Consider the following 20,700-nt stretch of genomic DNA (forward strand, 5'->3'; position numbering starts at 1 on the left):
GGAGCGGCCTTGTGTCGCGAAAGGGGCGCAAAGCGCCCCCAGCAATCTTCAGTGTCAGTGCAACTTCAACCTAGGCTCGGTACCCCGGCCAATCTTGCTACCCAGCATCATCAACGCCGTACGGAAGAACCCGTACAACGCCATCTGGTGCATCCGGTACAGCGACACGTAGAACATCCGCGCCAGCCAGCCCTCCAGCTTCACGCTGCCCATCAGGTTACCCATCAGGTTGCCCACCGCCGAGAAGCGCGACAGCGACACCAGCGAACCGTAGTCCTTGTACTCATAGGTCGGCAATGCCTTGTTCTCCAGCCGCGCCTTCAAACTCTGCGCCAGCATTGAGGCCTGCTGGTGAGCCGCCTGGGCACGTGGCGGCACGTTGCGGTCGCTACCCGGTTGCGGGCAGGCGGCGCAGTCACCGAAGGCAAAGATGTTGTCATCGCGCGTGGTTTGCAGGGTAGGGCGCACCACCAGCTGGTTGATGCGGTTGGTTTCCAGGCCATCGATGTCCTTGAGGAACGCCGGCGCACGGATACCAGCCGCCCACACTTTCAAACTGGCCTGGATCACTTCACCGTCTTTGGTTTTCAGGCCATCCTCGGTCACTTCACTGACCGCAGCGTTGGTCATCACCTTCACCCCGAGCTTTTCCAGAGTCTTGTGCACCGGCACGCTGATGCGCTCTGGCAGCGCCGGCAATACGCGCGGGCCGGCCTCGATAATGGTGATGTGCATGTCCTTGGGCTGGATGCGGTCCAGGCCATAGGCCGCCAGTTCGTGGGCCGCGTGATGCAGCTCGGCTGCCAGTTCCACACCGGTGGCACCGGCGCCGACGATGGCCACGCTGATCTTCTCGCTCGCCACGTCACCGGCATGGGCACGCAGATAGTGGTTGAGCAACTGCTGGTGGAAACGCTCGGCCTGCTTGCGGGTGTCGAGGAACAGGCAGTGCTGCGCCGCGCCCAAGGTGCCGAAGTCGTTGGTGTTGGAACCCACGGCAATGACCAGGGTGTCGTAGCCCAGGGTGCGCGCAGGCAGCAGCTCGCGGCCCTCTTCGTCGAGGGTGGCGGCCAGTTGAATCTGTTTGCCTTCACGGTCCAGGCCGCTCATGCGCCCCAGCTGGAAGTTGAAGTGGTTCCACTTGGCCTGGGCCACGTAGTTCAGTTCGTCTTCCGAGGAGTTCAGCGAGCCGGCGGCCACTTCGTGCAGCAGAGGCTTCCAGATGTGCGTGAGGTTGGCGTCGACCAGGGTAATCTCGGCCTGCTTGCGCTTGCCCAGGCTTTTACCCAGGCGGGTCGCCAGTTCCAGGCCGCCGGCGCCGCCGCCGACAATCACGATGCGATGAGTCATGGGGATATCTCATAAGGTTTACGGAATTCGTGGCCCCGGGGGCCGGCCGCAAACTGCACGAGGGGAGGGCGAGCGCGAAGCAGCTCATAGCACCAGTCCACTGAGCAGGCGGCTGATGAGACCCAACCCGATGGTCACGGCCACCACCAGCACAAGGAGCAGCCACGGCCGGAAGGGCCTGCGCTCGACTTGGTGCTGGGGGGCTCGCAGATACTCATCGACACGACGCTGATCTTCCGGATTCAGGCGGCTGGTCATGGTGGGGCCTCGTCAGGTAGACGTTTGGGACTGCGTAAACGCTACAGCGTTCACGCAAGCGCTTGAAACAAATGATAAGGCTTTCTATCTCTGGCGCCGAGTGTACGCCATCGCAAACACTCGCTGCAGTGGATCAAAGACTGATGCCCACGTCGAACACAATGCTGCGGCCCAGGTTGCCGCGCAGGAAGTCCGGCGCATCGGGGTGGGCGAACAGCACCCGGGCAAATGTCGGCCCGACCAGTGATAGCGAGCGCCAGCCCTGGCGCAGATATTCGGTGGGCGGCGGGAAATGGGTGTTGAGGTCGAGCACTTCGCGCTTGAGGCTGGCGAAGGCAATGATATCCAGCTCGTTCAGTTCCAGCCCGCGTTCCCGGTAGTTGTGCGCCTTCTTGCGCAAGGTCGGCGCCAGCCGCCCCAGCAGCTCGGTGGCACTGATGCGCCGCGGGCGCGCTTCGCGGCGCACCAGTTGCGCCAGGGAAAACGCACTGCGCCGGCGCTGCAGTTCTTCGCGCCATTCATCGTTGAGCCGGCGGCCCTCGTCGAGCACGAAAAATACCTCGAAGGCCGCGTCGCGGAACAGCACGTCTGGCGGTTCTTGCCCGGCCGGGGTGAAGTCCTCGCTGCGATAGGGGATGTTCAGCCCCTGCAACAGGCGTTGGCACACCCAACGCTCCCGCTCCCACTTGCGGGCGTTGGAGAGAAAGGCGTTGGCTTGTTCCGCCTGGATGGTAAGCAGGCGCAGGTAGTCTGAGTCATCCATGCAGACAAGCTTAGCTGCTAATCGATGACGATAAGATGCTGTTTGTGCGCAGAAATCAGCCCAGTATTGGCCATTGCTGCACCACCCCAAGCAGGTGCACCAGGCCAAACCCCAGGCAGATCAGCGAACTGACCACGATGAAACGCCGCGAGCGCCCGGTACCCGCCAGCAATATCGGCCCCAGCAGGCCGCGCGCCAGGTACACCAAGGTGATCAGGCAGATGGCCGGCAGCAGCAAGGGCAACCGCCCGATGGCCCCGGCAGCTGACAGCGCATACCCCGACCAGGCCAGCAGCACGCAGGCGATGGCAGCGGTGATCAGCCCTGGGTAGCAGCGGCCGTTTTCGGCGGCCACGGCCATGCGCTCGCCGGCCCCGAACAAACGGTACCAGCGCGGCCCGACGGCGATGATGACCAGGTGAAGTACTCCGATGATGGCGTTGAGCGCTGCTGCCAGCAGCAGAGCGAGGTTGATTCCTTCCGGCATGAGCAATGCTTCCTGCATTGAGTGAGGGTGCCAGCCTAGCGCAACCGAATGAAACGGAGAATGGGTGTAGACTCGGATTTATCCACATGGCTGCAAGGGGCATTCGTCAGGTGATCAGCGCGCAGGTGTTGTCGGGCACCACCCTTACGCTTGGCTGGCTGGGATATGTGCCGTTGCTGATCTGGGCGGTCAGCCAGGTGCGCTGGGTTGAGCTGTTCACCGACCGGCGCCGCCAGCATCTGCTGTTTGGCACGGTGTTCTGCCTGTTTGCCTTGTGGTTGGTGCGGCGCGATTTCGATACCGGTGTGTCGTACCACTTCATAGGCATGACGGCGGTAACCCTGTTGCTGGACTGGCCACTGGCGGTGCTTGGCGGGTTCATGGCCCAGCTCGGTTTGCTGGTGCTGGGGCGTCAGGACCTGGCGGCGCTGGGGGTGAATGGCTTGTTGCTGGTTGGCCTGCCGGTGCTGATCGCCGAGGCGTGCGCGATAGGGGTCGAGCGCGCCCAGCCGCGGAACCTGTTTGTGTATATCTTCTGTTCAGGGTTCTTCCCGGCGGCACTGACCGTGCTGGCCTGCCTGTCGACCGCGCTGGGGTTGTTGTGGCTGGACGGGCGCTTCGCCATGCCGGAGTGGCTCAGCGATTTTGTCGGCTACCTGTGGCTGATGATGTTCCCCGAAGCGTTCATCAACGGCACGGTGATCAGTGCGCTGGTGGTGTTTTGCCCGGAGTGGCTGGAAACCTTCAACCGCACGCGGTATCTGCAGGCGCCGTGGAAGGAGGATGATCGATAACTAACCAGGCCACCGCAGCGGTGCGGTCCTTGCTTGTAGGAGCGGCCTTGTGTCGCGAAAGGGCTGCGGAGCAGCCCCGGCGAACTTTGGGTTAACGCTGAAATCGAGGGCCGCTTTGCGGCCCATCGCGACACAAGGCCGCTCCTACAGGTACCGCGTCAGTCTTGAAGCTTGTGGGGTTGCCTGTGGGAGGGCTGCGGAGCAGCCCCGGCGAACTTTGGGTTAACGCTGAAATCGAGGGCCGCTTTGCGGCCCATCGCGACACAAGGCCGCTCCTACAGGTACCGCGCCAGTCTTGAAGCTTGTGGGGTTGCCTGTGGGAGCGGGCATGCCCGCGAAACGGCCCGCACAGCCACTTGGCTATCGGATCAATGCCGCGGCTCCAAATCCCCCGAGTACAGCTCATCCTCGGACTCTTCCGCCCCCGGAATCTTGTGCTCCTCCGCCGCCCAGGCCCCCAGGTCGATCAGCTTGCAACGGTCCGAACAGAATGGCCGGAACGGGCTTTTCTCGTTCCATTCCACAGGTGCGCCACAGGTCGGGCAATCGACGGTCAATGGCTGGCTCATGGCTGGCCTCCTCGTAAAGTCAGGTAAAAGTGGTGCAGGCGGTCAATCTGCTGATGCAGCGCGGCGAGGTCGCCGTCATTGACCACCACATCATCGGCATGGCGCAGGCGCTCCTCGCGGGCCAGCTGGGCCTTGAGAATGGCCTGTACCTGCTCGGCGCTGGTGTTGTCACGCGCCAGGGTACGCGCCACCTGCAGCTCCTGCGGCGCATCGATCACCAGCACCCGTTGGGTCTTCTGGTGCTGGCCCGACTCGATCAGCAGCGGCGACACATACACCGCATACGGCGACTCCGCCTTGGCCAGGTAGCTGAAAATCTCCTGCCCGATCAGCGGGTGCAGCAATTGCTCCAGCCATTTGCGCTGCGCCGGGTCGGCGAATATCAGCTGGCGCAGTGCCGAACGATCGAGTTGGCCGTCCGCCTGCAGTACGCCGGCGCCAAAGCGCTCGACGATGCTGGCCAGGGCCGGGCGGCCAGGCTCGACCACCCAACGCGCCGCCTGGTCGGCATCGACCAGGTGCACGCCAAGCTCGACGAAACGCTCGGCAGCGGCGCTCTTGCCGCTACCAATGCCGCCGGTAAGGCCGAGAATCCAGGGGGTAAAGGCCGCAGTGGTCATCAGAATCCAAGCAGGTTTGTGTATGAGGCGTATATTTCATCACCCCAGAGCACGGCAATCCACCCCGCAATCGCCAGATAGGGGCCAAACGGGATCGCGGTGCCCATGGCATGGCGGCGCAAGCGCAACAGGCACAGCCCAGCCAGCGCCCCGACCACCGACGACAACAGCAGGGTCAACGGCAACACCTGCCAGCCACCCCAGGCCCCGATCAGCGCCATCAGCTTGAAGTCGCCATAGCCCATGCCCTCCTTGCCGGTAACCAGCTTGAATACCCAGTACACCGACCACAGGCTGAGGTACCCGGCCACCGCACCCCACAGTGCGCTGGTCAGCGGAATGTAGAGGCCGAAGGCATTGACGATCAGCCCCAGCCACAGCATCGGCAGCACCAGCGCATCCGGCAGCAACTGGTGCTCGGCATCGATCAGGCTCAGGGCCAGCAGGCACCAGGTCAGCGGCAGCGCCAGCAAGGCCTCGGGCGAAACACCAAAGCGCCAGGCCACCACTAGCGACAGCAGCGCGCTGGCCACCTCCACCAACGGGTAGCGCGGGCTGATGCGGGTTTTGCAGGCTGAACAACGCCCGCGCAAGGCCAGGTAGCTGATGACCGGAATGTTCTCCCATGCGCGAATCCGATGCGCACAATGCGGGCAGCGCGAGGCGGGTAGCCACAGGTCGAAACGCTCGTGCGGCGTGATCGGCAATTCCAGCATTTCCTGCGCCTCACGCTGCCATTGCCGCTCCAGCATGATCGGCAGGCGATACACCAGCACGTTGAGAAAACTGCCCACCAGCAGGCCGAGCACCGTGGCCAGGGTGAGAAAGTACGCCGGCTGCTCAGCCAGCAAAGTCCATAAAGTCATGTTCAGATCAAGCTACCCAACTGGAAGATCGGCAGGTACATCGCCACCACCAGGCCGCCCACCAGCAGGCCCAGGACCAGCACGATGGCCGGCTCCAGCAGGCTGGTCAACTGGTCCAGCGCCTGGCTGACCTGTTCCTCGTAATGGCTGGCGGCTTTTTCCAGCATCTGGTCCAGCGTGCCGCTGGATTCCCCGATGGCCGTCAGTTGCACCAGCAGCGGCGGAAACAGCGGCTCAGCGGCCATCGCCTGGTGCAGCCCCTGCCCATTGGCCATGCCCTGGCGCAGCCGCAACACCGCCTGCTCATGCAGGTCGCCGCCACTGACCCTGGCCACCGTGCCCAGTGCATCCAGCAACGGCACCCCGGCGGCGTAGGACGTTGCCAGGCTGCGCGCAAAGCGCGCCAGAGCCGCCTGCCCCAGCAGCGTGCCGAACACCGGCAAGCCCAGCACCCGGCGAGATATCCACAGGCGTGCTGGCGCGTGCTGCCGGTAGAGCTGGCGCATGGCAAAACCCAGCACCACGGCCACCACCAACAACAACGGCGCAAACCGGCTCAGCCCTGTGGACAAGTCGATCACCCATTGGGTAAATGCCGGCAACGCCACGCCCATGCCAGAGAACATGCCCTCGAATTTCGGAATCACCTCCAGCAACAAGATGGCCGACACCCCCAGCCCCGTCAGCAACAGCAGCAACGGGTAGATCATCGCCTTGCGCACCTTCTTGTGCAGCACCCGACGCTGCTCCAGCATGCCCGCCAACTGTTCCAGCTGCCGGTCAAGCGTGCCGGACTGCTCACCCACCCGCACCAGGTTGCAGTACAGTGCATCGAACCAGCCCGGGTGGCGCTGCAACGCATCCGCCAGCCCCAAGCCCGAGGCCACATCCTGTTTCAATCTATCCAGCAATGCGGCCTGCGCTGCATCACAGCCACTGCGCCCCATCACCTCGAACGCCTGCAGCAGCGGCACCCCGGCCTTGAGCAAGGTCGCCAACTGCCGGCTGAACCCCGCCGGGTCGGCCTTTGCCCGCCGATTCGGCAAACTGAACGTCAGCCCACCGGCAGGCCGCAAACTGGCCACCTTGATGCCCTGGCGGATAAGCCCGGCACGCACATAAGCCGGGCTGCGCCCGGGCGTTTGCCCGCTGACCGGCGCGGCGTTGGCGTCGGTGCCGTGCCAGGTGTAGAGGAGTGTGGATTGGGTCATGCAAGGTCCTTTTTCTGCCCGTGCGACAAGCCTGGAAACAGCTTGCCGCGCCCATGCAAGGGCGCGCGTCCGTGATGCTCACTAGAGTAGTTCAGCGAAGACGACGCCCAAGCGGGCAGGGGTGACAAAAGGTGTCTGTTCAGGCCTACTGCGCCGCTGCCAGCCGGGGTCGAGCCTGACCTCAACGAGTACGCGTATCAAAAAGGAAAACGTTCATGAAAGGGCAACGCGGTATCACCCTGATCGAACTGATGATCGTCGTCGCGATCATCGGCATTCTGGCGACCATCGCCTTACCGATGTACACCAACCACCAGTCACGCTCCAAGGCCGCGGCCGGGTTGCTGGAGATCAGCGCGCTGAAGACCGCGATGGACCTGCGGTTGAACGACGGGAAGGATGTGCCGGATGTGGCCGCGTTGGGTGGCCAGCCGGCGACGGCGCACTGTGCGATCACGGCTAGCGGCAAGGCGGCGGATGGCACCGGGAGCATCGTTTGCACGCTGGTGGATGCGCCGGCCAATGCGCTGGGCAAGGCATTGACCCTGTCGCGTTCTGCTACCGGATGGGCGTGTACGACCAACATCGAGGAAGACCTGGCGCCGAAGGGGTGCAAGGCGCCTTGAGGGTGGGGCAATAAACTAGGGGAAACAGGGGTTTGCGTAACGGGTGCGAGCAGTGGTACGTTGCGCTACACGCCGGTGTAGCTCAGTCGGTAGAGCAGCGCACTCGTAACGCGAAGGTCGCAGGTTCGATTCCTGTCTCCGGCACCAGTCAATAGATTCATGCAGTGCCAAGCAGTCGCATGAAACCCCTCAGAAGCCCGCCTAGTGCGGGCTTTCTGTTTCATGCGGTGCCATCCGATCCCATCCCAGCGCTTGCTATCTGAGTACCCCTGCGAGTACCTTTGTGCTGTTCAATAATCTATAGGTACTCGCATGCCTTTGACAGTGCTGCAAGTGAAGAACGCCGCACCCCGCGAAAAGGACTTTGGCCTTGCTGACGGAGGTGGCTTATTCCTCTGGATTCGAGCCGCCGGCGGCAAGTCTTGGCGCTTCCGTTTCAGGCTGGACGGTAAGCAATCACACATTTCTTTGGGCACTATCGACAACGTTACGTTGGCGCAGGCTCGCCAGCTTGCGTTTGATGCACGCCAGCTGGTTTCACAGGGACGGCATCCAGGCCTTGAGAGAAAGGTCGCTCGGGCTCAGGCGGCAATTTCTCGTGCCAATACCTTCAAAAGTCTCGCATTGGAGTGGCATCAGCATAAGTCTGCACGCTGGTCAGAAGGGTATGCGACTGACGTCATCGAGGCTTTTGAGCTGGACATCTTTCCGCAGGTTGGAAGCTTGCCTCTGTCTGAGATCAAGCCTATGCAGTGGTTACAGGTCTTCCGCCGCATAGAGTCGCGTGGGGCTTTGGAAAAGCTACGCAAGGTTCGACAGCGCTGCCAAGAGGTGTACCGCTTTGCGATTGCCACCGGCAGGGTCGAGTACAACCCCATTGCAGATATCGGAGGGGCACTTCAAACGCCTACCTCCCGGCACTACCCCTTCCTTCCTATCGCGGAAATCCCAGATCTGATTCGAGGCTTCCAGGCGTGCCCAGGGCATGACGTGGTGAAAATTGCTACCCGTTTGCTAATTCTCACGGGTGTACGGACTGCCGAGCTCAGAGGGGCGCCGTGGTCCGAGTTTGACCTCGACAATGGACTTTGGACGATTCCAGCCCAGCGGATGAAAATGCGCCGAGCCCATCTAGTCCCTTTGTCGACGCAAGCGGTGACTGCGTTGCGTGAACTAGAAGGCATCACAGGTGGTTATACGCTTGCGTTTCCTGGTCGTAATGACCCCGCGAAGCCGATGAGCGAGGCTGCGATAAATCAGTTGCTTAAACGCTCTGGTTACGACGGTAAGGCGACAGGTCATGGATTCCGCCACACGATGTCCACCACTCTGCATGAGCAGGGATATCGTAGTGAGTGGGTCGAGACCCAGCTGGCGCATGTGGATAAGAACAGCATTCGCGGTACCTATAATCACGCTCAATACCTTGAAGGGCGTCGTGAAATGCTTCAGTGGTATGCCAACCGTTTAGACGCTTTGTCGTGCGGTGCTGCCTAGATTTCAATTGAATAAATATGGAGTTCCCAGTGAGTGATGACGCTATGCGCCTGTCTGATCTGGCGCCGATGTACGCCCGATTCTACAAGGTTAGCCCTCAAGAAGCTGCATATGCATTGTATGAATTGATTGAAAGATTATATATTGAGTACGGTGTGAACCGATTTAGTCCGGACTCGGTTAATGATATTTTCTGGGTTGGGTCTGTTGGAGGCTATAAACGTTCAGCTAGAACTCATGTGATTTATTTTCAGGGGTTGAGCAGGTACTTTTACGATATTTTTTGCTCGTCACAACAAAGTGATAAAGATAACTTGGATTGTTATTGTGAGGATGCCCAGCAGTCAATAAGTGTCCCTGCTAGCGTAGTATATTTCTCAAAATCCGCCCTGTCTGAGTGGATTTTGAATGCAGGTTTCGAGTCTCCTGATTTTATGATAAGTGACAAATTGGCTGGGAAGGGAAATAAAGTCGGGGGCGGTGATGAGTTTAGCCGGCAGGAGTTAGGGAGCATCGTTAAGGTTATGAAGGGTTTGCTTGAGGTAATAAAGGCAGTTGACAAGGCTCATCGTGAACCACCTAAGGACTATCATGGTGAAAAGCGTGCTCAGAAGATTAAGAACTTGGCCAATCTGTTTAATAATCCGCCGCGTGATGGATTTGATGTTTGCTCTCACTTGATACTTCTTGCGCAGGAGGCGGAAGTTGATATGCTCTCATGTCATAAGACTTTTCGGAAGTACATGGGGATTGGGCCTAAAAACGGCAAAAAGGTGTGAGCTATCCGTAGAAAATCTTGGGGAACCCTCTGAGAGTTTGGGGTTCCCCATGACTCCTCTATCGCGGTGCCATTGAATTCATAGCCATCCAAACCGGCCCCAGGAGGTCCCATAGATGGCTAATCAGTCTGTATCACCTTTGTTGCTTCGTCTGCCGGGAGTCTGCGCCCTTGTAGGGCTGAGTAAGTCTCAGATCTACCGCTTGATTCGAGCTGGGGATTTTCCTCCCGGAATCTCTCTCGGAGCGAATTCTGTGGCATGGCCGGCGGAGCAGGTACAAGCTTGGGTAGCGGATAAAATCAGTTCGGCTGTTCGTTGACGATGGCTACAAATCCGCCATTTCCACCACGCGTCAATATCAAGATAGAGGAGCTTAGAAAGAGCTCTATTGCTAGGCGTAAGGAAAAAGAGAAAGATAAGCACGTTGAGGTCGAGGTTGAAGCCAAGCGTGAATCACTACCAAGCTGGTCCGACTCAGTTAGGCGTATACCTAATGTAGCTCTTAGATCGGCGTTGTTTGGAACCATGAGGAAGGGGGCGCATCCTTATGTTGAACAAATGGAGGTCAGCGCGCTAGGTGGTGTCAGTATCCTCTATACAGGCGCTCTCCTTGATCAAGGTGATTTGGACGTTTGGGCAGCAGTTCTACATTTGGCGCGAATGCAAGAGTTGGGAGAGGAGTGCAGAATTACTGCCTACCGCCTTTTGAAGGTTTTGGGGAAAACCGACACGGGTAAAAATCGTCGTGTCTTGGACCTGAGCATCAGCCGCTTGAAAGCCACGGCTTTGCAGGTAAAGGTTGGTCGGTACGCATATGAAGGCAGCTTGATTCATGAGGTTTATCGTGATCATCATGAGCGAAGTGAACGAATTTATGTCATACGATTGAATCCGAAGCTCGGGGCGTTTTTTCGTGAAGACCAATTCACCGATGTAGATTTGTCAATAAGGTATGCTCTGCGCGGTAAGCCGCTTGCAAAGTGGATACATGGATTCTATTCCAGTCACGCACGGCCATATGATCTTAAGATCGAAACTTTGCATAGGCTGTGCAGAAGTCAAGCAAGCTCCTTGATTGATTTTAAAAAGGACTTGCTGAAGTCTCTTGAAGCAGTAAAGCAAGCAAGTGCAAATGTTGGTAGACCGTTTAGCTATCTTGTTGACGCTCATTTGATCCAAGTTAAGACGACTCCTAGCGCCTCTCAAAAGCGGCACTTAGATAAGAAGCGTTGATAGCGTCTCAGTCCCGCTGGTACCGTTTCAGCATTCCTGCTCGTAACGTACCAGCCTTCAACTTATACCGTTCCAGCACCCCTGTCGATACCGCTCCAGTACTCCTACCGATGCCGTTCCAGCCCCCCTGTCGATACCGTTCCAGCACCCCTATCGATACCGTTCCAGACCCCTATCGATACCGTTCCAGCACCCCTGTCGATACCGTTCCAGCACTCCTACCGATGCCGTTCCCGCACCCCTGTCGATACCGTTCCAGCACTCCTACCGATGCCGTTCCCGCACCCCTGTCGATACCGTTCCAGCACCCCTGTCGATACCGTTCCAGCACTCCTACCGATGCCGTTCCCGCACCCCTGTCGATACCGTTCCAGCACTCCTACCGATGCCGTTCTAGCACCCCTGAATACCGTTCTAGCACCCTTAGAATGCCGTTCTGATACCCCCATCATTACCGTTCCAGCACCCCTTGGACGATTTGAAAAATCGCGCTCCAGCCCAGTAGGAATAGGGTGTCGGCCGTAGCACGGGAGGCTGCTAATCTCTTACTAATCAAATCTAATCGCTGCTTGCAGTTGGGTGCTAATAACTGACTATGAGAAGAGATTACGATCCCTCTGGAGGGCTTGTTTCACGACTGCTGCCGTCGCATCGTCGCCAGTAGCCCATGTCTCCATGAGCACGTTTAGGTAAGCGATGCGGTCGTGCATCAACTTGACCTGTCTCTGATCGTCAGAGGCGGCCTTGATCGCGGCGTCTCGTTCTTGGTCAGCGATACCGAGAATCTGCATGAGGCTAGCTACCTCATGTCGATGATGCGTTGCAGTTGCAGCTAAGTAAGCGGCCAGAGAACACACCTTCAGAAATCCGGAAACAAGGGCGATGGTGTCCGCCTATTTTAAGCGGACGCGATCACCCTTATCGCTAGGATTTCCATGCGCCAACGAAGCTCCTATCCCAAACCCTTTAAGGCCCAGGTCGTGCAGGAATGCCTGAAACCCGGTGCCTCAGTTTCCAGCGTCGCCATCAGCCACGGCATCAATGCCAACGTGATTCGCAAGTGGCTGCCGATTTACCGTGATAAACCCGTCGCGCCACTTCCCGCGTTTGTACCGCTGCAACCGATTCCTAAACGGCAAGCTGATGAAGCCGTGGTCATCGCACTGTCGCTGGGCGACAAATCCATCACGGTAAAATGGCCCATCTCCGACCCGGACGGCTGCGCACGTTTTATCCGCAGCCTCTCGCAATGATGCGCATCGACGCCATCTGGCTAGCCACCGAGCCCATGGACATGCGCGCCGGCACCGAAACTGCGTTGGCCCGCGTGGTCGCTGTGTTCGGTGCGGCGAAGCCGCACTGCGCTTATCTGTTCGCCAACCGCCGGGCCAACCGGATGAAGGTGCTGGTGCACGATGGCGTGGGCATCTGGCTTGCCGCGAGGCGTTTGAACCAAGGCAAGTTTCACTGGCCTGGCACTCATCGCGGCTTGGAAGTTGGGCTCGACGCTGAACAACTTCAAGCGCTGGTGCTCGGTTTGCCATGGCAGCGAGTTGGCGCTAACGGCGCAATCACAGTGATTTAGCCTTGCTTTTCAGCTGTGGCAGGTGGATCGCTTTGGTAAAATCCACGGCATGACTTCCTCGCCCAATCTCGCCCAAATGACACCCGAACAACTGCGCGCACTCGCTGCGCAGTTGCTGTCGAAGGTCGACACCATGGCGCGAAAAATCCATCGTGACGAGACGATCATCGAGCAGCTCTCTCACGAGATTGCCATCCTCAAGCGCCACAAGTTCGCCAAGCGCAGCGAGCAGATCAGCCCAGCGCAAGGCAGCTTGCTGGATGACTTGCTCAACACCGACCTTGAGGCTATCGAGGCAGAACTGAACGCGCTTCGTCCCGCCCCAACGTCGGACGAACCCCGCCAAAAGCCCAAGCGCGCGCCGCTACCGCCGCAGTTCCCACGTACCGTCATTCGTCACGAGCCAGAGAACACCCAGTGTGTCTGCGGGTGCCAGCTTCAGCGCATCGGCGAAGACGTTAGCGAGAAGCTGGATTACACACCTGGCGTGTTTACCGTTGAGCAGCATGTACGTGGAAAGTGGGCCTGCCGCCAGTGCGAAACACTGATCCAAGCACCGGTGCCGGCCCAGGTGATCGACAAGGGCATCCCGACCGCAGGCCTACTGGCGCATGTGATGGTAGCCAAATTCGCTGACCATCTGCCGCTGTACCGGCAAGAAAAGATCTTTGGCCGTGCAGGCCTGGCGATCCCGCGTTCAACGCTGGCTCAATGGGTGGGCCAAACTGGCGTACAGCTACAACCGCTGGTGGATGCACTGCGCGAAGCGGTGCTGGCTCAGCGAGTCGTGCATGCCGATGAAACTCCGGTGCAGATGCTGGCTCCCGGAGAGAAGAAAACGCATCGAGCTTATGTCTGGGCTTATTGCACGACGCCTTACTCGGCCCTCAAGGCGGTGGTCTACGACTTCAGCCCCAGCCGCGCCGGCGAACATGCGCGCAACTTCCTGGGCACCTGGAACGGCAAGCTGGTCTGTGATGACTTCGCGGGTTACAAGGCCAGCTTCGACCTGGATATCACCGAAATCGGCTGCATGGCGCATGCCCGCCGTAAGTTCTTCGACCTGCATGCAGCGAACAAAAGCCAGTTGGCCGAACAAGCGCTGCACTCAATCGGCGGGCTGTACGAAGTCGAACGGCAGGCCAAAGACATGTGCGATGAAGAACGGTGGCGATTACGCCAAGAAATAGCGGCGCCCATTGCACAGAAGTTACATGAATGGATGCTGGCTCAGCGCGACCTCGTGCCCGAGGGGTCGGCCACGGCCAAGGCTCTGGATTACAGCTTGAAACGCTGGGTAGCGCTGATGCGCTACCTGGATGATGGTGCCGTACCCATCGACAACAACCCGGTGGAGAACACGATCAGACCATGGGCGCTTGGGCGCTCCAATTGGTTGTTCGCCGGGTCTCTGCGCAGTGGCAAACGAGCGGCAGCGATCATGAGTTTGATCCAGTCGGCACGCATGAACGGGCATGATCCGTACGCATATCTCAAGGATGTACTGACGCGATTGCCGACGCAGAAAGCTAGTTGTAACGGCTCGCGTTTGAAATCGGCCGCGCTCGCAATCAATGCGATTCCCGGCTCAGATTAACTGCAACTGACGGAGCAGCCGGGCTCACATTAACTGCGAGTGAGCTTGCATTCAGCTGCGTCGGCTTGCATTCCATCATCGTGGGCTCACGCTTTCTGCAATTAACCAGAGCCACTTTCCAGAGGCAAAGCGAATTAGTCGTCGTGACGGGTACTGACCTTTTGTGTGTAGGGGCTATCAGGCTCGAATGCCGCCCTCTTATCCGCGCGAGACATAAAGCGTTGATAGCACTCCAGGCCACAGAAGTGCACGACGTACTCGGAACCTTCCGGCGTAAGCGCGGCGTCAAGGGGAATGTCCTTGCAACATTCGCAGCAGCTGATGGTAGGGGTGTTGTTTGCGTTCATGATGGGGTTCCTCCATCGTCCAAGAAAACCTAGTAACGCTTCCGCACCCGTGATCGAACCTGTGCGCAGATCGACCTGCGGCCGGTAGTGCAGAAGAATTCCCGGCGCTCCCAAGTCTGCCGCAACTCGGCAGCGGAGACCGCGCAGTGGTCTGAGCGGATCACGGCCGCTCCCGAAAGGTCCGCAGTGCCGCTCGCAGGAAGAGGCAGAAGAGAACGGCCAGCGCAAGCACGGCGACACCCATATGTTCGCTGACGAAGGCCCCGGCCGCTGTCCCCGAAAGTAGCAATGCCAGCACCGGTAGATGACAGGGGCAGGTGAGCGCGGCGAGCACGCCCCAGGTATAAGCGCGTGAGCGGGAGACCTTGGTCGATTCGGCTTGGTCGGCGTTACGCATGGGCATGACCTTCGTCGGCGCAGTGGGTCAGCCCGGCCAACTGCGTTTCCACTACGGCTAAAGCCGCCTGTCGTGCCGCGATTTGCCGGAGCAAACGCTCGACACAGCCGATCACGTCGGAGCCATCGTCCGCATCGAGCGCCCGGCAGAGCCGCGCCAATTCGTCGAGCCCGATACCGGACTCGAAGGCGGCACGCACGAAGCGCAGCCGCATCAGGGATTGCTCGTCGAAAATGCCGTAACCGCTGTCCGTGCGCCGCGCGGGGTGCAGCAAGCCACGCAGCACATAGTCGCGCACCACATGCACGCTGACGCCCGCGTCCTCGGCCAATCTGGATATCGTGTAGGCATTCATCACCGACACTCCCGGCCTTCTCCGCAAACTGGGGCACTCAGATATTTCCTTCCGGCCAGGCGCTCAGGTAGCCAGAGGAGCAACGGTGTAGTACCCAGTGCCAGTAGCAGCCACAGTCTGGAGAGATGCTCGCCGTTTTGGTCAAACACATAAACCAGCAGCGCACCAAGCGCGAGCAACAGGAAGTAAGGCCCCGTGATGTAGCAGTGAAGTCGGCGACAGCGCGCGGCGTTGACCAGGCAGGCGCCGCCCATCACGGCCAGCGCGGCGCTCGCTGCCAGGAACAACGCGGGGCGTCGATCCGCCAGAACAATCGCTATCGTCGCCGCGACGGCAGGCAGCACCCATAAGCCGATCACCTGCCATGTCTTGCGTAGGCTGTCGCACCCACCGAGATCGCCTGCCGTGTTGCTCATGCTTCAACCTCGCTCTCTCATTACCCTGCGCAGCAGGACAATTGTTTGACGTCCTTCGTGAAGGTTTGCGCAGCTAGTTTCAGGCCCTCGACCATCGTCAAATAGGGGAACAATTGATCGGCGAGTTCCTGCACCGTCATCCGGGCGCGGATGGCAATGGCGGCGGTCTGGATGATCTCGCCCGCTTCCGGAGTCACCGCCTGCACGCCCAGCAGCCGGCCGGAGCCCGCTTCGGCGACCAGCTTGATGAAACCTCGCGTGTCGAAGTTAGCCAACGCTCGTGGCACGTTGTCCAGGGTCAAGGTGCGGCTGTCGGTTTCAATGCCGGCGTGGTGCGCTTCCGCTTCGCTGTAACCGACGGTGGCCACCTGTGGATCGGTGAATACCACGGCCGGCATGGCGTCGAGATTAAGCTTCGCCTCGCCGCCGGTCATGTTGATCGCCGCGCGGGTGCCTGCGGCAGCCGCGACGTAGACGAACTGCGGCTGGTCGGTGCAGTCGCCGGCCGCATAGATATCCGCTGCGCTGCTGCGCATGCCCTGGTCGATCACCACGCCACCGCGCTGATCCAGCTTCACGCCGGCACCTTCCAGATTCATGCCTCGGGTATTGGGTGTGCGTCCGGTGGCGACGAGCAACTGGTCGGCGCGCAACTCGCCATGGTTGGTGCTCAGGACGAACTCGCCGTCGGCGTGGGATACCTGGCTGGCTTGCGTCTGCTCCAGCACTTCGATGCCCTCCATACGGAAGGCCGCCGTCACCGCTTCGCCGATGGCCGGGTCTTCGCGGAAGAACAGCGAGCTGCGCGCCAGGATGCTGACCCGGCTGCCCAGCCGGGCGAAGGCTTGTGCCAGTTCCACCGCTACCACCGAGGAGCCGATCACGGCGAGCCGTTCCGGAATGGTGTCGCTCGCCAGTGCCTCGTCCGAGGTCCAGTAGGGCGTGTCCTTGAGACCGGGAATCGGCGGAACGGCCGCGCTCGCGCCGGTGGCGATCAGGCAGCGGTCGAAGGCAACGATGCGCTCGCCGCCCTCGGCCAGTTCCACGCTGAGCGTGTGGCCGTCCTGGAAACGGGCGGTGCCGCGCACCAGGCTGATCGCCGGATTGTTTTCCAGAATGCCTTCGTACTTGGCGTGGCGCAGTTCGTCCACACGACCTTGCTGCTGCGCGAGCAGCCGTTCGCGCAGGACGGTCGGCGTCGTGGCGGATAGCCCCGCGTCGAACGGACTCTCGCGGCGCAGATGGGCAACATGCGCGGCACGAATCATGATCTTGGAGGGCACGCAGCCCACGTTGACGCAGGTGCCGCCGATGATGCCACGCTCGATCAAGGTGACGCGGGCACCGCCTTCCACCGCCTTGAGTGCGGCCGCCATGGCGGCGCCACCGCTGCCGATGACCGCAACGTGGAGCCTGTCGCCATCTTTCCCGGCGCCAATGCTGCCGCTCAACCAGCCCCGCGCCTTGTCGAGCAGGCCAGGACGGGGTTGTATCGTGGAATCTTCGAACGCCGCTCGATACCCCAGTGCCTCGACGGCGGCCTGCATTTGTTCACGGCTTACGCCCTTGTCGACCGTCAATTCGGCCTTCCCGCTGGCGTAGGAAACATCCGCCTGGTGCACGCCGGGAATCTTCTCCAAGGCATCTTTCACATGCTCGACACAGGATGCGCAGGTCATGCCAACGATTTGCAATTCGGTCATAGCGTTACTCCTTCAGATGGGTCTCTTGTCGGCATCACTGTTTCTGCGGAGTTGGACAGGCGTCCGGCCCACAATGGCGGTTGGCGGGCGACACCAGATCCCATATGGACACCCCAAGCATGAGGGCCAGGCCGATATAGAGCAGCCAGCCGCTCCGCCAGCCGTGAGCCAGCATAAAAAACACCGCTGCCAGCACCAGGACAGGGCCGATCAGGCCGAGCGCAGTCCGTCGCCACTGCCGATGATTGAGCCAGCCGAGGGCATTGACGACCAGAGCCAGTCCGGCAAACAGGGGCAGCAGCGTGGTGATGAACAGGCCTTCCCACTGGCTCAAAAAGCCCAGACCGAACGCGGCACCCAGGCTGGCAAGGGCGGGAAAACACGTGGCGCAGCCTATGGCAGAAACCAGCACGCCGACGGAACCGGCTTTGTCACCGATCCGAGTGAACAGATTGAGCGGATTTGCCATCGGAACTCCCTCCTATTGCTTGACGCTGGACGGATAGCCTGCGTCCTCGGTCGCCTTGGTCAGCGCCGGGGCATTGGTCTTGGTATCGTCAAAGGTGACGATGGCCTCGCGGTTCTCGAAACTTACTTCCGCCTTGGTCACGCCATCGACCTTGGTCAACGCCTTCTTCACCGTAATCGGGCAGGCGGCGCAGGTCATGCCGGGCACTGACAGGGTGACGGTCTGCGTGGCCGCCCAGGCGGGCGCAGCGACGAGGATGGCAAGGGCGAAGGATGCGAACAGCCTTTTCATGGCGAACTCCTGATCAGTAGAACAAGGGAAGGATGTAGGGGAAGCCGAGTGCGATCAGCACCAATGCCGCCACCACCCAGAAGAGCAACTTGTAAGTGCTGCTAACCTGGGGGATAGCGCAAGCCTCGCCCGGTTTGCAGACTTGAGCCGAGCGAAAAATGCGCCGGTAGGCGAAAAGCAGCGCGACCAACGCCCCGCCGATGAAGATCGGGCGGTAAGGTTCCAGCACGGTCAGGTTGCCGATCCAGGCCCCGCTGAATCCCAGTGCGATCAGAACCAACGGCCCAAGACAGCAAGTCGACGCGAGAATCGCAGCGAGCCCCCCGGCGACAAGAGGGGCGCGCCCGTTTGACGGTTCAGACATGCATTTCTCCTTTTGAGCATGTGAGCGATGGTTTAAGGTTACTTCCGTAGTCAAGTACGGAATCAAGCACTGTGGAAAACTCTGTGGACAGCCTGACCATCGGCGCCTTTGCCAAGGCGGCCGGGGTCAACGTGGAAACCATCCGGTTCTATCAACGCAAGGGGCTGTTGCCCGAGCCGGACAAGCCCTACGGCAGTATTCGCCGCTACGGCGAGGCGGATGTCGCACGGGTGAAATTCGTGAAATCCGCGCAACGACTGGGCTTTAGCCTCGATGAAGTGGCCGGACTGTTGAGGCTGGATGACGGCGCTCACTGCGACGAAGCGCGTGTGCTCGCCGAGCAGAAGCTCGAGGATGTACGTGGGAAACTCGCGGATTTGCAGCGGATCGAGTCAGTCTTGGCGCGGCTGGTTCACGACTGTTGTGCGAGTCACGGGACTGTTTCCTGTCCGCTGATCGTTTCGCTGCATGGAAACAAAGAGCCGTGCTGACCTACGATCTCCAGTTTTGTGAGGCGCCCCTGTTTGTCGGCTTGAGCTTGGAAAAAAGCGGCGCTCAATGAGCGCCGCTGAATGGCCAAAGGAGCAATTGCAAAGGCCACAGATTGGTACTGCTATTTGCACTTGCGCCTCATCAGGGCAGGCTCACGCTGAGCCTGGTCGAGCGGATCGTGCAGCAGTCGCTCATGTCCTACCTTGCAGGTGGACAGGCGGGCTGCTCTTCGACACGGCCAGCCGCCGTGGCCCCCAGTTGCTCAATCTTCTTGGCGGTTTCCGCCACCAAGGCCGCCTCAGCCTTGTCGTGCATAGCGGCCCTCCACTCAAGCGCTCGATCGGCTCCGTTCTCGGCCCATACGGTGGATGACAGCAGAGTCGAACCAACTATCAGCAGCAGTCTTAGGTATTTCATAACAGCAATCTCCTCTCAGGTTTTCAGCCCACGATTCGACTCTACTTCCGTATTTAAGTACGGAATCAAGGGGGGAATGGAGTTGAGAAGGACCTAGATTATGGCGCTGAGAGGAGATGGCAGGGCTTAAGTGCACTTTCTATTCCGTTGCTCCCCAAACCCAAAACCCCAAAACGTACAATTTCCCAGCGCTCAGATCGGCAGCCCCGCCGCCAGCATCTTGTCGCGCAGCTCAGCGGCGCGCGCCGGATCGAGCGCGTTGCTGAACAGCGCCTTGATCTCATTGGGTCTGGCGTCGAACTGATCTACCAGATCCTTGATGCGGTAACCGTGGCGCGTCAGGGTCGGTTCCAGATCATCCAGTTGACGCGACAGCACTGATTCCACCAGCTCCGCCGAGACGGGTTTCTCGCCAGTCAGGTAGCCGGCTTCCAATGCCATGCTGAGGTGCAGTTGGATTTGCAATGGTGTGCGCAGCTTGGTGGCGAGCAGGTCGATGGCGTCTTCACTCAGGATCGACTCGGGTTCGACCTTCCCCGCAGTGCAGGTTTCCAGCAGCCAGTGGATGTACTCGCGCTGACTGCCGGCGATGCCGTCGAGCGAGAAAATATCTGTGCGGTAGCCGATTTCCTCCATCGTCGGGCGGCGCAGGTCGTTACGCAGCTTGGGATGCCCGGCCAGCACCACCGACAATCGGCCGTCGCCGTCCTCGACCAGTTCCATCAGGCGCTTAAGGCCGGTCAGCGTATGGCCGTTGAGGTCATGTGCCTCATCGACGAACAGGGCCACCGGGCGCTTATTGGGGTTATGCCGAGATAAGGGGAAAATTCACTCACTTCACTCCTATCTATCTGACTTTACTGATGATTTTAAGTTCTTTATTTCGCGCGCTAAGAGCGACTGGCCGGCATCAGGGGGCTGCGTCGGACGCCGTGCCTTCGAGGCCACTAGGTGTAACGGCTCGCATTTGAAAATCGCCGGGCTCGCAATCAACGCGATTCCCGGCTCAGATTTACTGCGGCTGACGAAGCCCTCGGGCTCACATTAACTGCGAGCGAGCTTGCATTGGGGACGATAGAGAAAACGGAAAAAATCGTACGTTAAGCGTACGGCCTGTCAGGTTGAGGCCCTAGAGGTTGCCGGCGAGGCGTCAGAAAATGCTGGAATCGGCCCTATCCTGACGCGGCCCAAGGTTCCGGCCTGACGCCTAGTTA

26 protein-coding genes, 1 tRNA gene and 2 pseudogenes are annotated in these 20,700 nt (G+C 59.9%); 11 read left to right on the forward strand and 18 right to left on the reverse strand.

Going from position 1 to position 20,700, the window contains the following annotated elements; translation table 11 throughout:
- Positions 1–54: 54 nt before the first annotated feature.
- The 4 genes from GEV38_RS03585 to GEV38_RS03600 all read right to left on the reverse strand — a co-directional run bounded on the left by GEV38_RS03585 (position 55) and on the right by GEV38_RS03600 (position 2,858).
- Complete coding sequence (locus GEV38_RS03585; RefSeq protein WP_003260618.1) at positions 55–1,350, reverse strand: NAD(P)/FAD-dependent oxidoreductase; 1,296 nt, start codon at positions 1,348–1,350, stop codon at positions 55–57.
- Between the two features lie 84 nt (positions 1,351–1,434).
- Positions 1,435–1,608: a DUF3094 family protein gene (locus GEV38_RS03590; RefSeq protein ID WP_013970765.1), complete on the reverse strand. Its 174-nt coding sequence runs from the start codon at positions 1,606–1,608 to the stop codon at positions 1,435–1,437.
- Positions 1,609–1,741: 133 nt separating this feature from the next.
- The gene (locus GEV38_RS03595; protein ID WP_013970766.1) at positions 1,742–2,371 is read right to left on the reverse strand and encodes a DUF1780 domain-containing protein; all 630 of its coding nucleotides are present in this window, start codon (positions 2,369–2,371) and stop codon (positions 1,742–1,744) included.
- Between the two features lie 55 nt (positions 2,372–2,426).
- Entirely contained in the window at positions 2,427–2,858 is a 432-nt protein-coding gene (locus GEV38_RS03600) for a hypothetical protein (protein WP_054573229.1), read from the reverse strand.
- An 86-nt stretch (positions 2,859–2,944) separates the two neighbouring features.
- On the opposite strand from GEV38_RS03600, the gene GEV38_RS03605 reads away from it, so the two are divergent.
- A complete protein-coding gene (locus tag GEV38_RS03605) occupies positions 2,945–3,652 on the forward strand; it encodes an energy-coupling factor ABC transporter permease (protein WP_043935298.1) in 708 nt (235 codons plus the stop codon).
- A 368-nt stretch (positions 3,653–4,020) separates the two neighbouring features.
- On the opposite strand, the gene yacG is transcribed toward GEV38_RS03605, so the two are convergent.
- Genes yacG through GEV38_RS03625 form a run of 4 tightly spaced genes read right to left on the reverse strand, consistent with a single transcriptional unit; the run spans position 4,021 to position 6,918 of the window.
- Positions 4,021–4,221 (reverse strand): DNA gyrase inhibitor YacG, encoded by a 201-nt coding sequence (yacG, locus tag GEV38_RS03610; protein ID WP_003260624.1) that lies wholly within the window; start codon positions 4,219–4,221, stop codon positions 4,021–4,023.
- Entirely contained in the window at positions 4,218–4,841 is a 624-nt protein-coding gene (gene coaE, locus GEV38_RS03615; protein ID WP_013970769.1) for a dephospho-CoA kinase, read from the reverse strand. The genes yacG and coaE overlap by 4 nt, the downstream gene beginning before the upstream one ends.
- Complete coding sequence (locus tag GEV38_RS03620; RefSeq protein WP_054572236.1) at positions 4,841–5,707, reverse strand: A24 family peptidase; 867 nt, start codon at positions 5,705–5,707, stop codon at positions 4,841–4,843. The genes coaE and GEV38_RS03620 overlap by 1 nt, the downstream gene beginning before the upstream one ends.
- A 2-nt stretch (positions 5,708–5,709) precedes the next feature.
- Entirely contained in the window at positions 5,710–6,918 is a 1,209-nt protein-coding gene (locus GEV38_RS03625; protein WP_054572237.1) for a type II secretion system F family protein, read from the reverse strand.
- Between the two features lie 215 nt (positions 6,919–7,133).
- Here GEV38_RS03625 and GEV38_RS03630 point away from each other — a divergent pair, with 215 nt between their 5' ends.
- The 9 genes from GEV38_RS03630 to GEV38_RS03670 all read left to right on the forward strand — a co-directional run bounded on the left by GEV38_RS03630 (position 7,134) and on the right by GEV38_RS03670 (position 14,235).
- Positions 7,134–7,544, forward strand: coding sequence for a pilin (locus GEV38_RS03630; protein ID WP_054572238.1), 411 nt, complete (start codon positions 7,134–7,136; stop codon positions 7,542–7,544).
- 71 nt (positions 7,545–7,615) lie between these two features.
- Positions 7,616–7,691: transfer RNA gene (locus GEV38_RS03635), tRNA-Thr, on the forward strand.
- Between the two features lie 165 nt (positions 7,692–7,856).
- Positions 7,857–9,041, forward strand: coding sequence for a tyrosine-type recombinase/integrase (locus GEV38_RS03640; protein ID WP_099593723.1), 1,185 nt, complete (start codon positions 7,857–7,859; stop codon positions 9,039–9,041).
- Positions 9,042–9,070: 29 nt separating this feature from the next.
- Positions 9,071–9,820 (forward strand): hypothetical protein, encoded by a 750-nt coding sequence (locus GEV38_RS03645; protein WP_157765891.1) that lies wholly within the window; start codon positions 9,071–9,073, stop codon positions 9,818–9,820.
- Positions 9,821–9,935: 115 nt separating this feature from the next.
- Entirely contained in the window at positions 9,936–10,139 is a 204-nt protein-coding gene (locus GEV38_RS03650) for an AlpA family transcriptional regulator (RefSeq protein ID WP_099593719.1), read from the forward strand.
- A gap of 2 nt (positions 10,140–10,141) precedes the next feature.
- Complete coding sequence (gene trfA, locus GEV38_RS03655) at positions 10,142–11,053, forward strand: plasmid replication initiator TrfA (protein ID WP_099593717.1); 912 nt, start codon at positions 10,142–10,144, stop codon at positions 11,051–11,053.
- 935 nt (positions 11,054–11,988) lie between these two features.
- Positions 11,989–12,306: a transposase gene (locus GEV38_RS03660; protein WP_009405708.1), complete on the forward strand. Its 318-nt coding sequence runs from the start codon at positions 11,989–11,991 to the stop codon at positions 12,304–12,306.
- Entirely contained in the window at positions 12,303–12,638 is a 336-nt protein-coding gene (gene tnpB / locus GEV38_RS27540; protein ID WP_009405710.1) for an IS66 family insertion sequence element accessory protein TnpB, read from the forward strand. Before GEV38_RS03660 ends, tnpB begins: the two co-directional genes overlap by 4 nt.
- Before the next feature lie 49 nt (positions 12,639–12,687).
- The gene (locus GEV38_RS03670; RefSeq protein ID WP_250169573.1) at positions 12,688–14,235 is read left to right on the forward strand and encodes an IS66 family transposase; all 1,548 of its coding nucleotides are present in this window, start codon (positions 12,688–12,690) and stop codon (positions 14,233–14,235) included.
- A 134-nt stretch (positions 14,236–14,369) separates the two neighbouring features.
- Here GEV38_RS03670 and GEV38_RS03675 read toward each other — a convergent pair.
- The 8 genes and pseudogenes from GEV38_RS03675 to merT form a co-directional block, all read right to left on the reverse strand.
- A pseudogene (locus GEV38_RS03675) lies at positions 14,370–14,627 on the reverse strand (DUF3330 domain-containing protein); the annotation flags it as partial.
- A 115-nt stretch (positions 14,628–14,742) separates the two neighbouring features.
- Positions 14,743–14,979: a broad-spectrum mercury transporter MerE gene (merE, locus tag GEV38_RS03680; RefSeq protein WP_099593710.1), complete on the reverse strand. Its 237-nt coding sequence runs from the start codon at positions 14,977–14,979 to the stop codon at positions 14,743–14,745.
- The gene (gene merD, locus GEV38_RS03685; protein ID WP_099593707.1) at positions 14,972–15,334 is read right to left on the reverse strand and encodes a mercuric resistance transcriptional repressor MerD; all 363 of its coding nucleotides are present in this window, start codon (positions 15,332–15,334) and stop codon (positions 14,972–14,974) included. Before merD ends, merE begins: the two co-directional genes overlap by 8 nt.
- Positions 15,334–15,750 carry a hypothetical protein gene (locus GEV38_RS03690; protein ID WP_099593705.1) on the reverse strand — a complete coding sequence of 139 codons (417 nt, stop codon included), beginning with the start codon at positions 15,748–15,750 and terminating at the stop codon, positions 15,334–15,336. Before GEV38_RS03690 ends, merD begins: the two co-directional genes overlap by 1 nt.
- Positions 15,751–15,770: 20 nt before the next feature.
- Positions 15,771–17,453, reverse strand: coding sequence for a mercury(II) reductase (gene merA / locus GEV38_RS03695; RefSeq protein WP_099593703.1), 1,683 nt, complete (start codon positions 17,451–17,453; stop codon positions 15,771–15,773).
- A gap of 34 nt (positions 17,454–17,487) precedes the next feature.
- A complete protein-coding gene (gene merC / locus GEV38_RS03700) occupies positions 17,488–17,922 on the reverse strand; it encodes an organomercurial transporter MerC (RefSeq protein ID WP_099593701.1) in 435 nt (144 codons plus the stop codon).
- A gap of 12 nt (positions 17,923–17,934) precedes the next feature.
- Positions 17,935–18,213, reverse strand: a complete 279-nt coding sequence (merP, locus tag GEV38_RS03705; protein ID WP_099593699.1) for a mercury resistance system periplasmic binding protein MerP — start codon at positions 18,211–18,213, stop codon at positions 17,935–17,937.
- Positions 18,214–18,226: 13 nt separating this feature from the next.
- The gene (merT, locus tag GEV38_RS03710; protein WP_099593697.1) at positions 18,227–18,577 is read right to left on the reverse strand and encodes a mercuric ion transporter MerT; all 351 of its coding nucleotides are present in this window, start codon (positions 18,575–18,577) and stop codon (positions 18,227–18,229) included.
- A gap of 71 nt (positions 18,578–18,648) precedes the next feature.
- On the opposite strand from merT, the gene merR reads away from it, so the two are divergent.
- Positions 18,649–19,068 (forward strand): Hg(II)-responsive transcriptional regulator, encoded by a 420-nt coding sequence (gene merR / locus GEV38_RS03715; protein WP_099593695.1) that lies wholly within the window; start codon positions 18,649–18,651, stop codon positions 19,066–19,068.
- 199 nt (positions 19,069–19,267) lie between these two features.
- On the opposite strand, the gene GEV38_RS27890 is transcribed toward merR, so the two are convergent.
- Both GEV38_RS27890 and GEV38_RS27545 read right to left on the reverse strand, forming a co-directional pair.
- Positions 19,268–19,486: a co-regulatory protein PtrA N-terminal domain-containing protein gene (locus GEV38_RS27890; protein WP_099593694.1), complete on the reverse strand. Its 219-nt coding sequence runs from the start codon at positions 19,484–19,486 to the stop codon at positions 19,268–19,270.
- 192 nt (positions 19,487–19,678) lie between these two features.
- Positions 19,679–20,287 (reverse strand): annotated as a pseudogene (locus tag GEV38_RS27545) (AAA family ATPase); the annotation flags it as partial.
- Between the last annotated feature and the right edge of the window lie 413 nt (positions 20,288–20,700).

This window comes from Pseudomonas sp. 13159349, assembly GCF_013305685.1.
Lineage (GTDB): Bacteria > Pseudomonadota > Gammaproteobacteria > Pseudomonadales > Pseudomonadaceae > Aquipseudomonas > Aquipseudomonas asiatica.

Coding starts and splice junctions, on each gene's coding strand:
- GEV38_RS03585 (WP_003260618.1), bottom strand. CDS start 1,350: ATGACTCATCGCATCGTGATTGTCGGCGGCGGCGCCGGCGGCCTGGAA.
- merC (WP_099593701.1), bottom strand. CDS start 17,922: ATGGCAAATCCGCTCAATCTGTTCACTCGGATCGGTGACAAAGCCGGT.
- merE (WP_099593710.1), bottom strand. CDS start 14,979: ATGCGTAACGCCGACCAAGCCGAATCGACCAAGGTCTCCCGCTCACGC.
- merP (WP_099593699.1), bottom strand. CDS start 18,213: ATGAAAAGGCTGTTCGCATCCTTCGCCCTTGCCATCCTCGTCGCTGCG.
- GEV38_RS03640 (WP_099593723.1), top strand. CDS start 7,857: ATGCCTTTGACAGTGCTGCAAGTGAAGAACGCCGCACCCCGCGAAAAG.
- merA (WP_099593703.1), bottom strand. CDS start 17,453: ATGACCGAATTGCAAATCGTTGGCATGACCTGCGCATCCTGTGTCGAG.
- trfA (WP_099593717.1), top strand. CDS start 10,142: ATGGCTACAAATCCGCCATTTCCACCACGCGTCAATATCAAGATAGAG.
- GEV38_RS03620 (WP_054572236.1), bottom strand. CDS start 5,707: ATGACTTTATGGACTTTGCTGGCTGAGCAGCCGGCGTACTTTCTCACC.
- GEV38_RS03670 (WP_250169573.1), top strand. CDS start 12,688: ATGACTTCCTCGCCCAATCTCGCCCAAATGACACCCGAACAACTGCGC.
- GEV38_RS03625 (WP_054572237.1), bottom strand. CDS start 6,918: ATGACCCAATCCACACTCCTCTACACCTGGCACGGCACCGACGCCAAC.
- tnpB (WP_009405710.1), top strand. CDS start 12,303: ATGATGCGCATCGACGCCATCTGGCTAGCCACCGAGCCCATGGACATG.
- GEV38_RS27890 (WP_099593694.1), bottom strand. CDS start 19,486: ATGAAATACCTAAGACTGCTGCTGATAGTTGGTTCGACTCTGCTGTCA.
- GEV38_RS03630 (WP_054572238.1), top strand. CDS start 7,134: ATGAAAGGGCAACGCGGTATCACCCTGATCGAACTGATGATCGTCGTC.
- GEV38_RS03690 (WP_099593705.1), bottom strand. CDS start 15,750: ATGAGCAACACGGCAGGCGATCTCGGTGGGTGCGACAGCCTACGCAAG.
- merT (WP_099593697.1), bottom strand. CDS start 18,577: ATGTCTGAACCGTCAAACGGGCGCGCCCCTCTTGTCGCCGGGGGGCTC.
- GEV38_RS03600 (WP_054573229.1), bottom strand. CDS start 2,858: ATGCCGGAAGGAATCAACCTCGCTCTGCTGCTGGCAGCAGCGCTCAAC.
- merD (WP_099593707.1), bottom strand. CDS start 15,334: ATGAATGCCTACACGATATCCAGATTGGCCGAGGACGCGGGCGTCAGC.
- GEV38_RS03650 (WP_099593719.1), top strand. CDS start 9,936: ATGGCTAATCAGTCTGTATCACCTTTGTTGCTTCGTCTGCCGGGAGTC.
- GEV38_RS03660 (WP_009405708.1), top strand. CDS start 11,989: ATGCGCCAACGAAGCTCCTATCCCAAACCCTTTAAGGCCCAGGTCGTG.
- GEV38_RS03590 (WP_013970765.1), bottom strand. CDS start 1,608: ATGACCAGCCGCCTGAATCCGGAAGATCAGCGTCGTGTCGATGAGTAT.
- GEV38_RS03605 (WP_043935298.1), top strand. CDS start 2,945: ATGGCTGCAAGGGGCATTCGTCAGGTGATCAGCGCGCAGGTGTTGTCG.
- GEV38_RS03595 (WP_013970766.1), bottom strand. CDS start 2,371: ATGGATGACTCAGACTACCTGCGCCTGCTTACCATCCAGGCGGAACAA.
- yacG (WP_003260624.1), bottom strand. CDS start 4,221: ATGAGCCAGCCATTGACCGTCGATTGCCCGACCTGTGGCGCACCTGTG.
- coaE (WP_013970769.1), bottom strand. CDS start 4,841: ATGACCACTGCGGCCTTTACCCCCTGGATTCTCGGCCTTACCGGCGGC.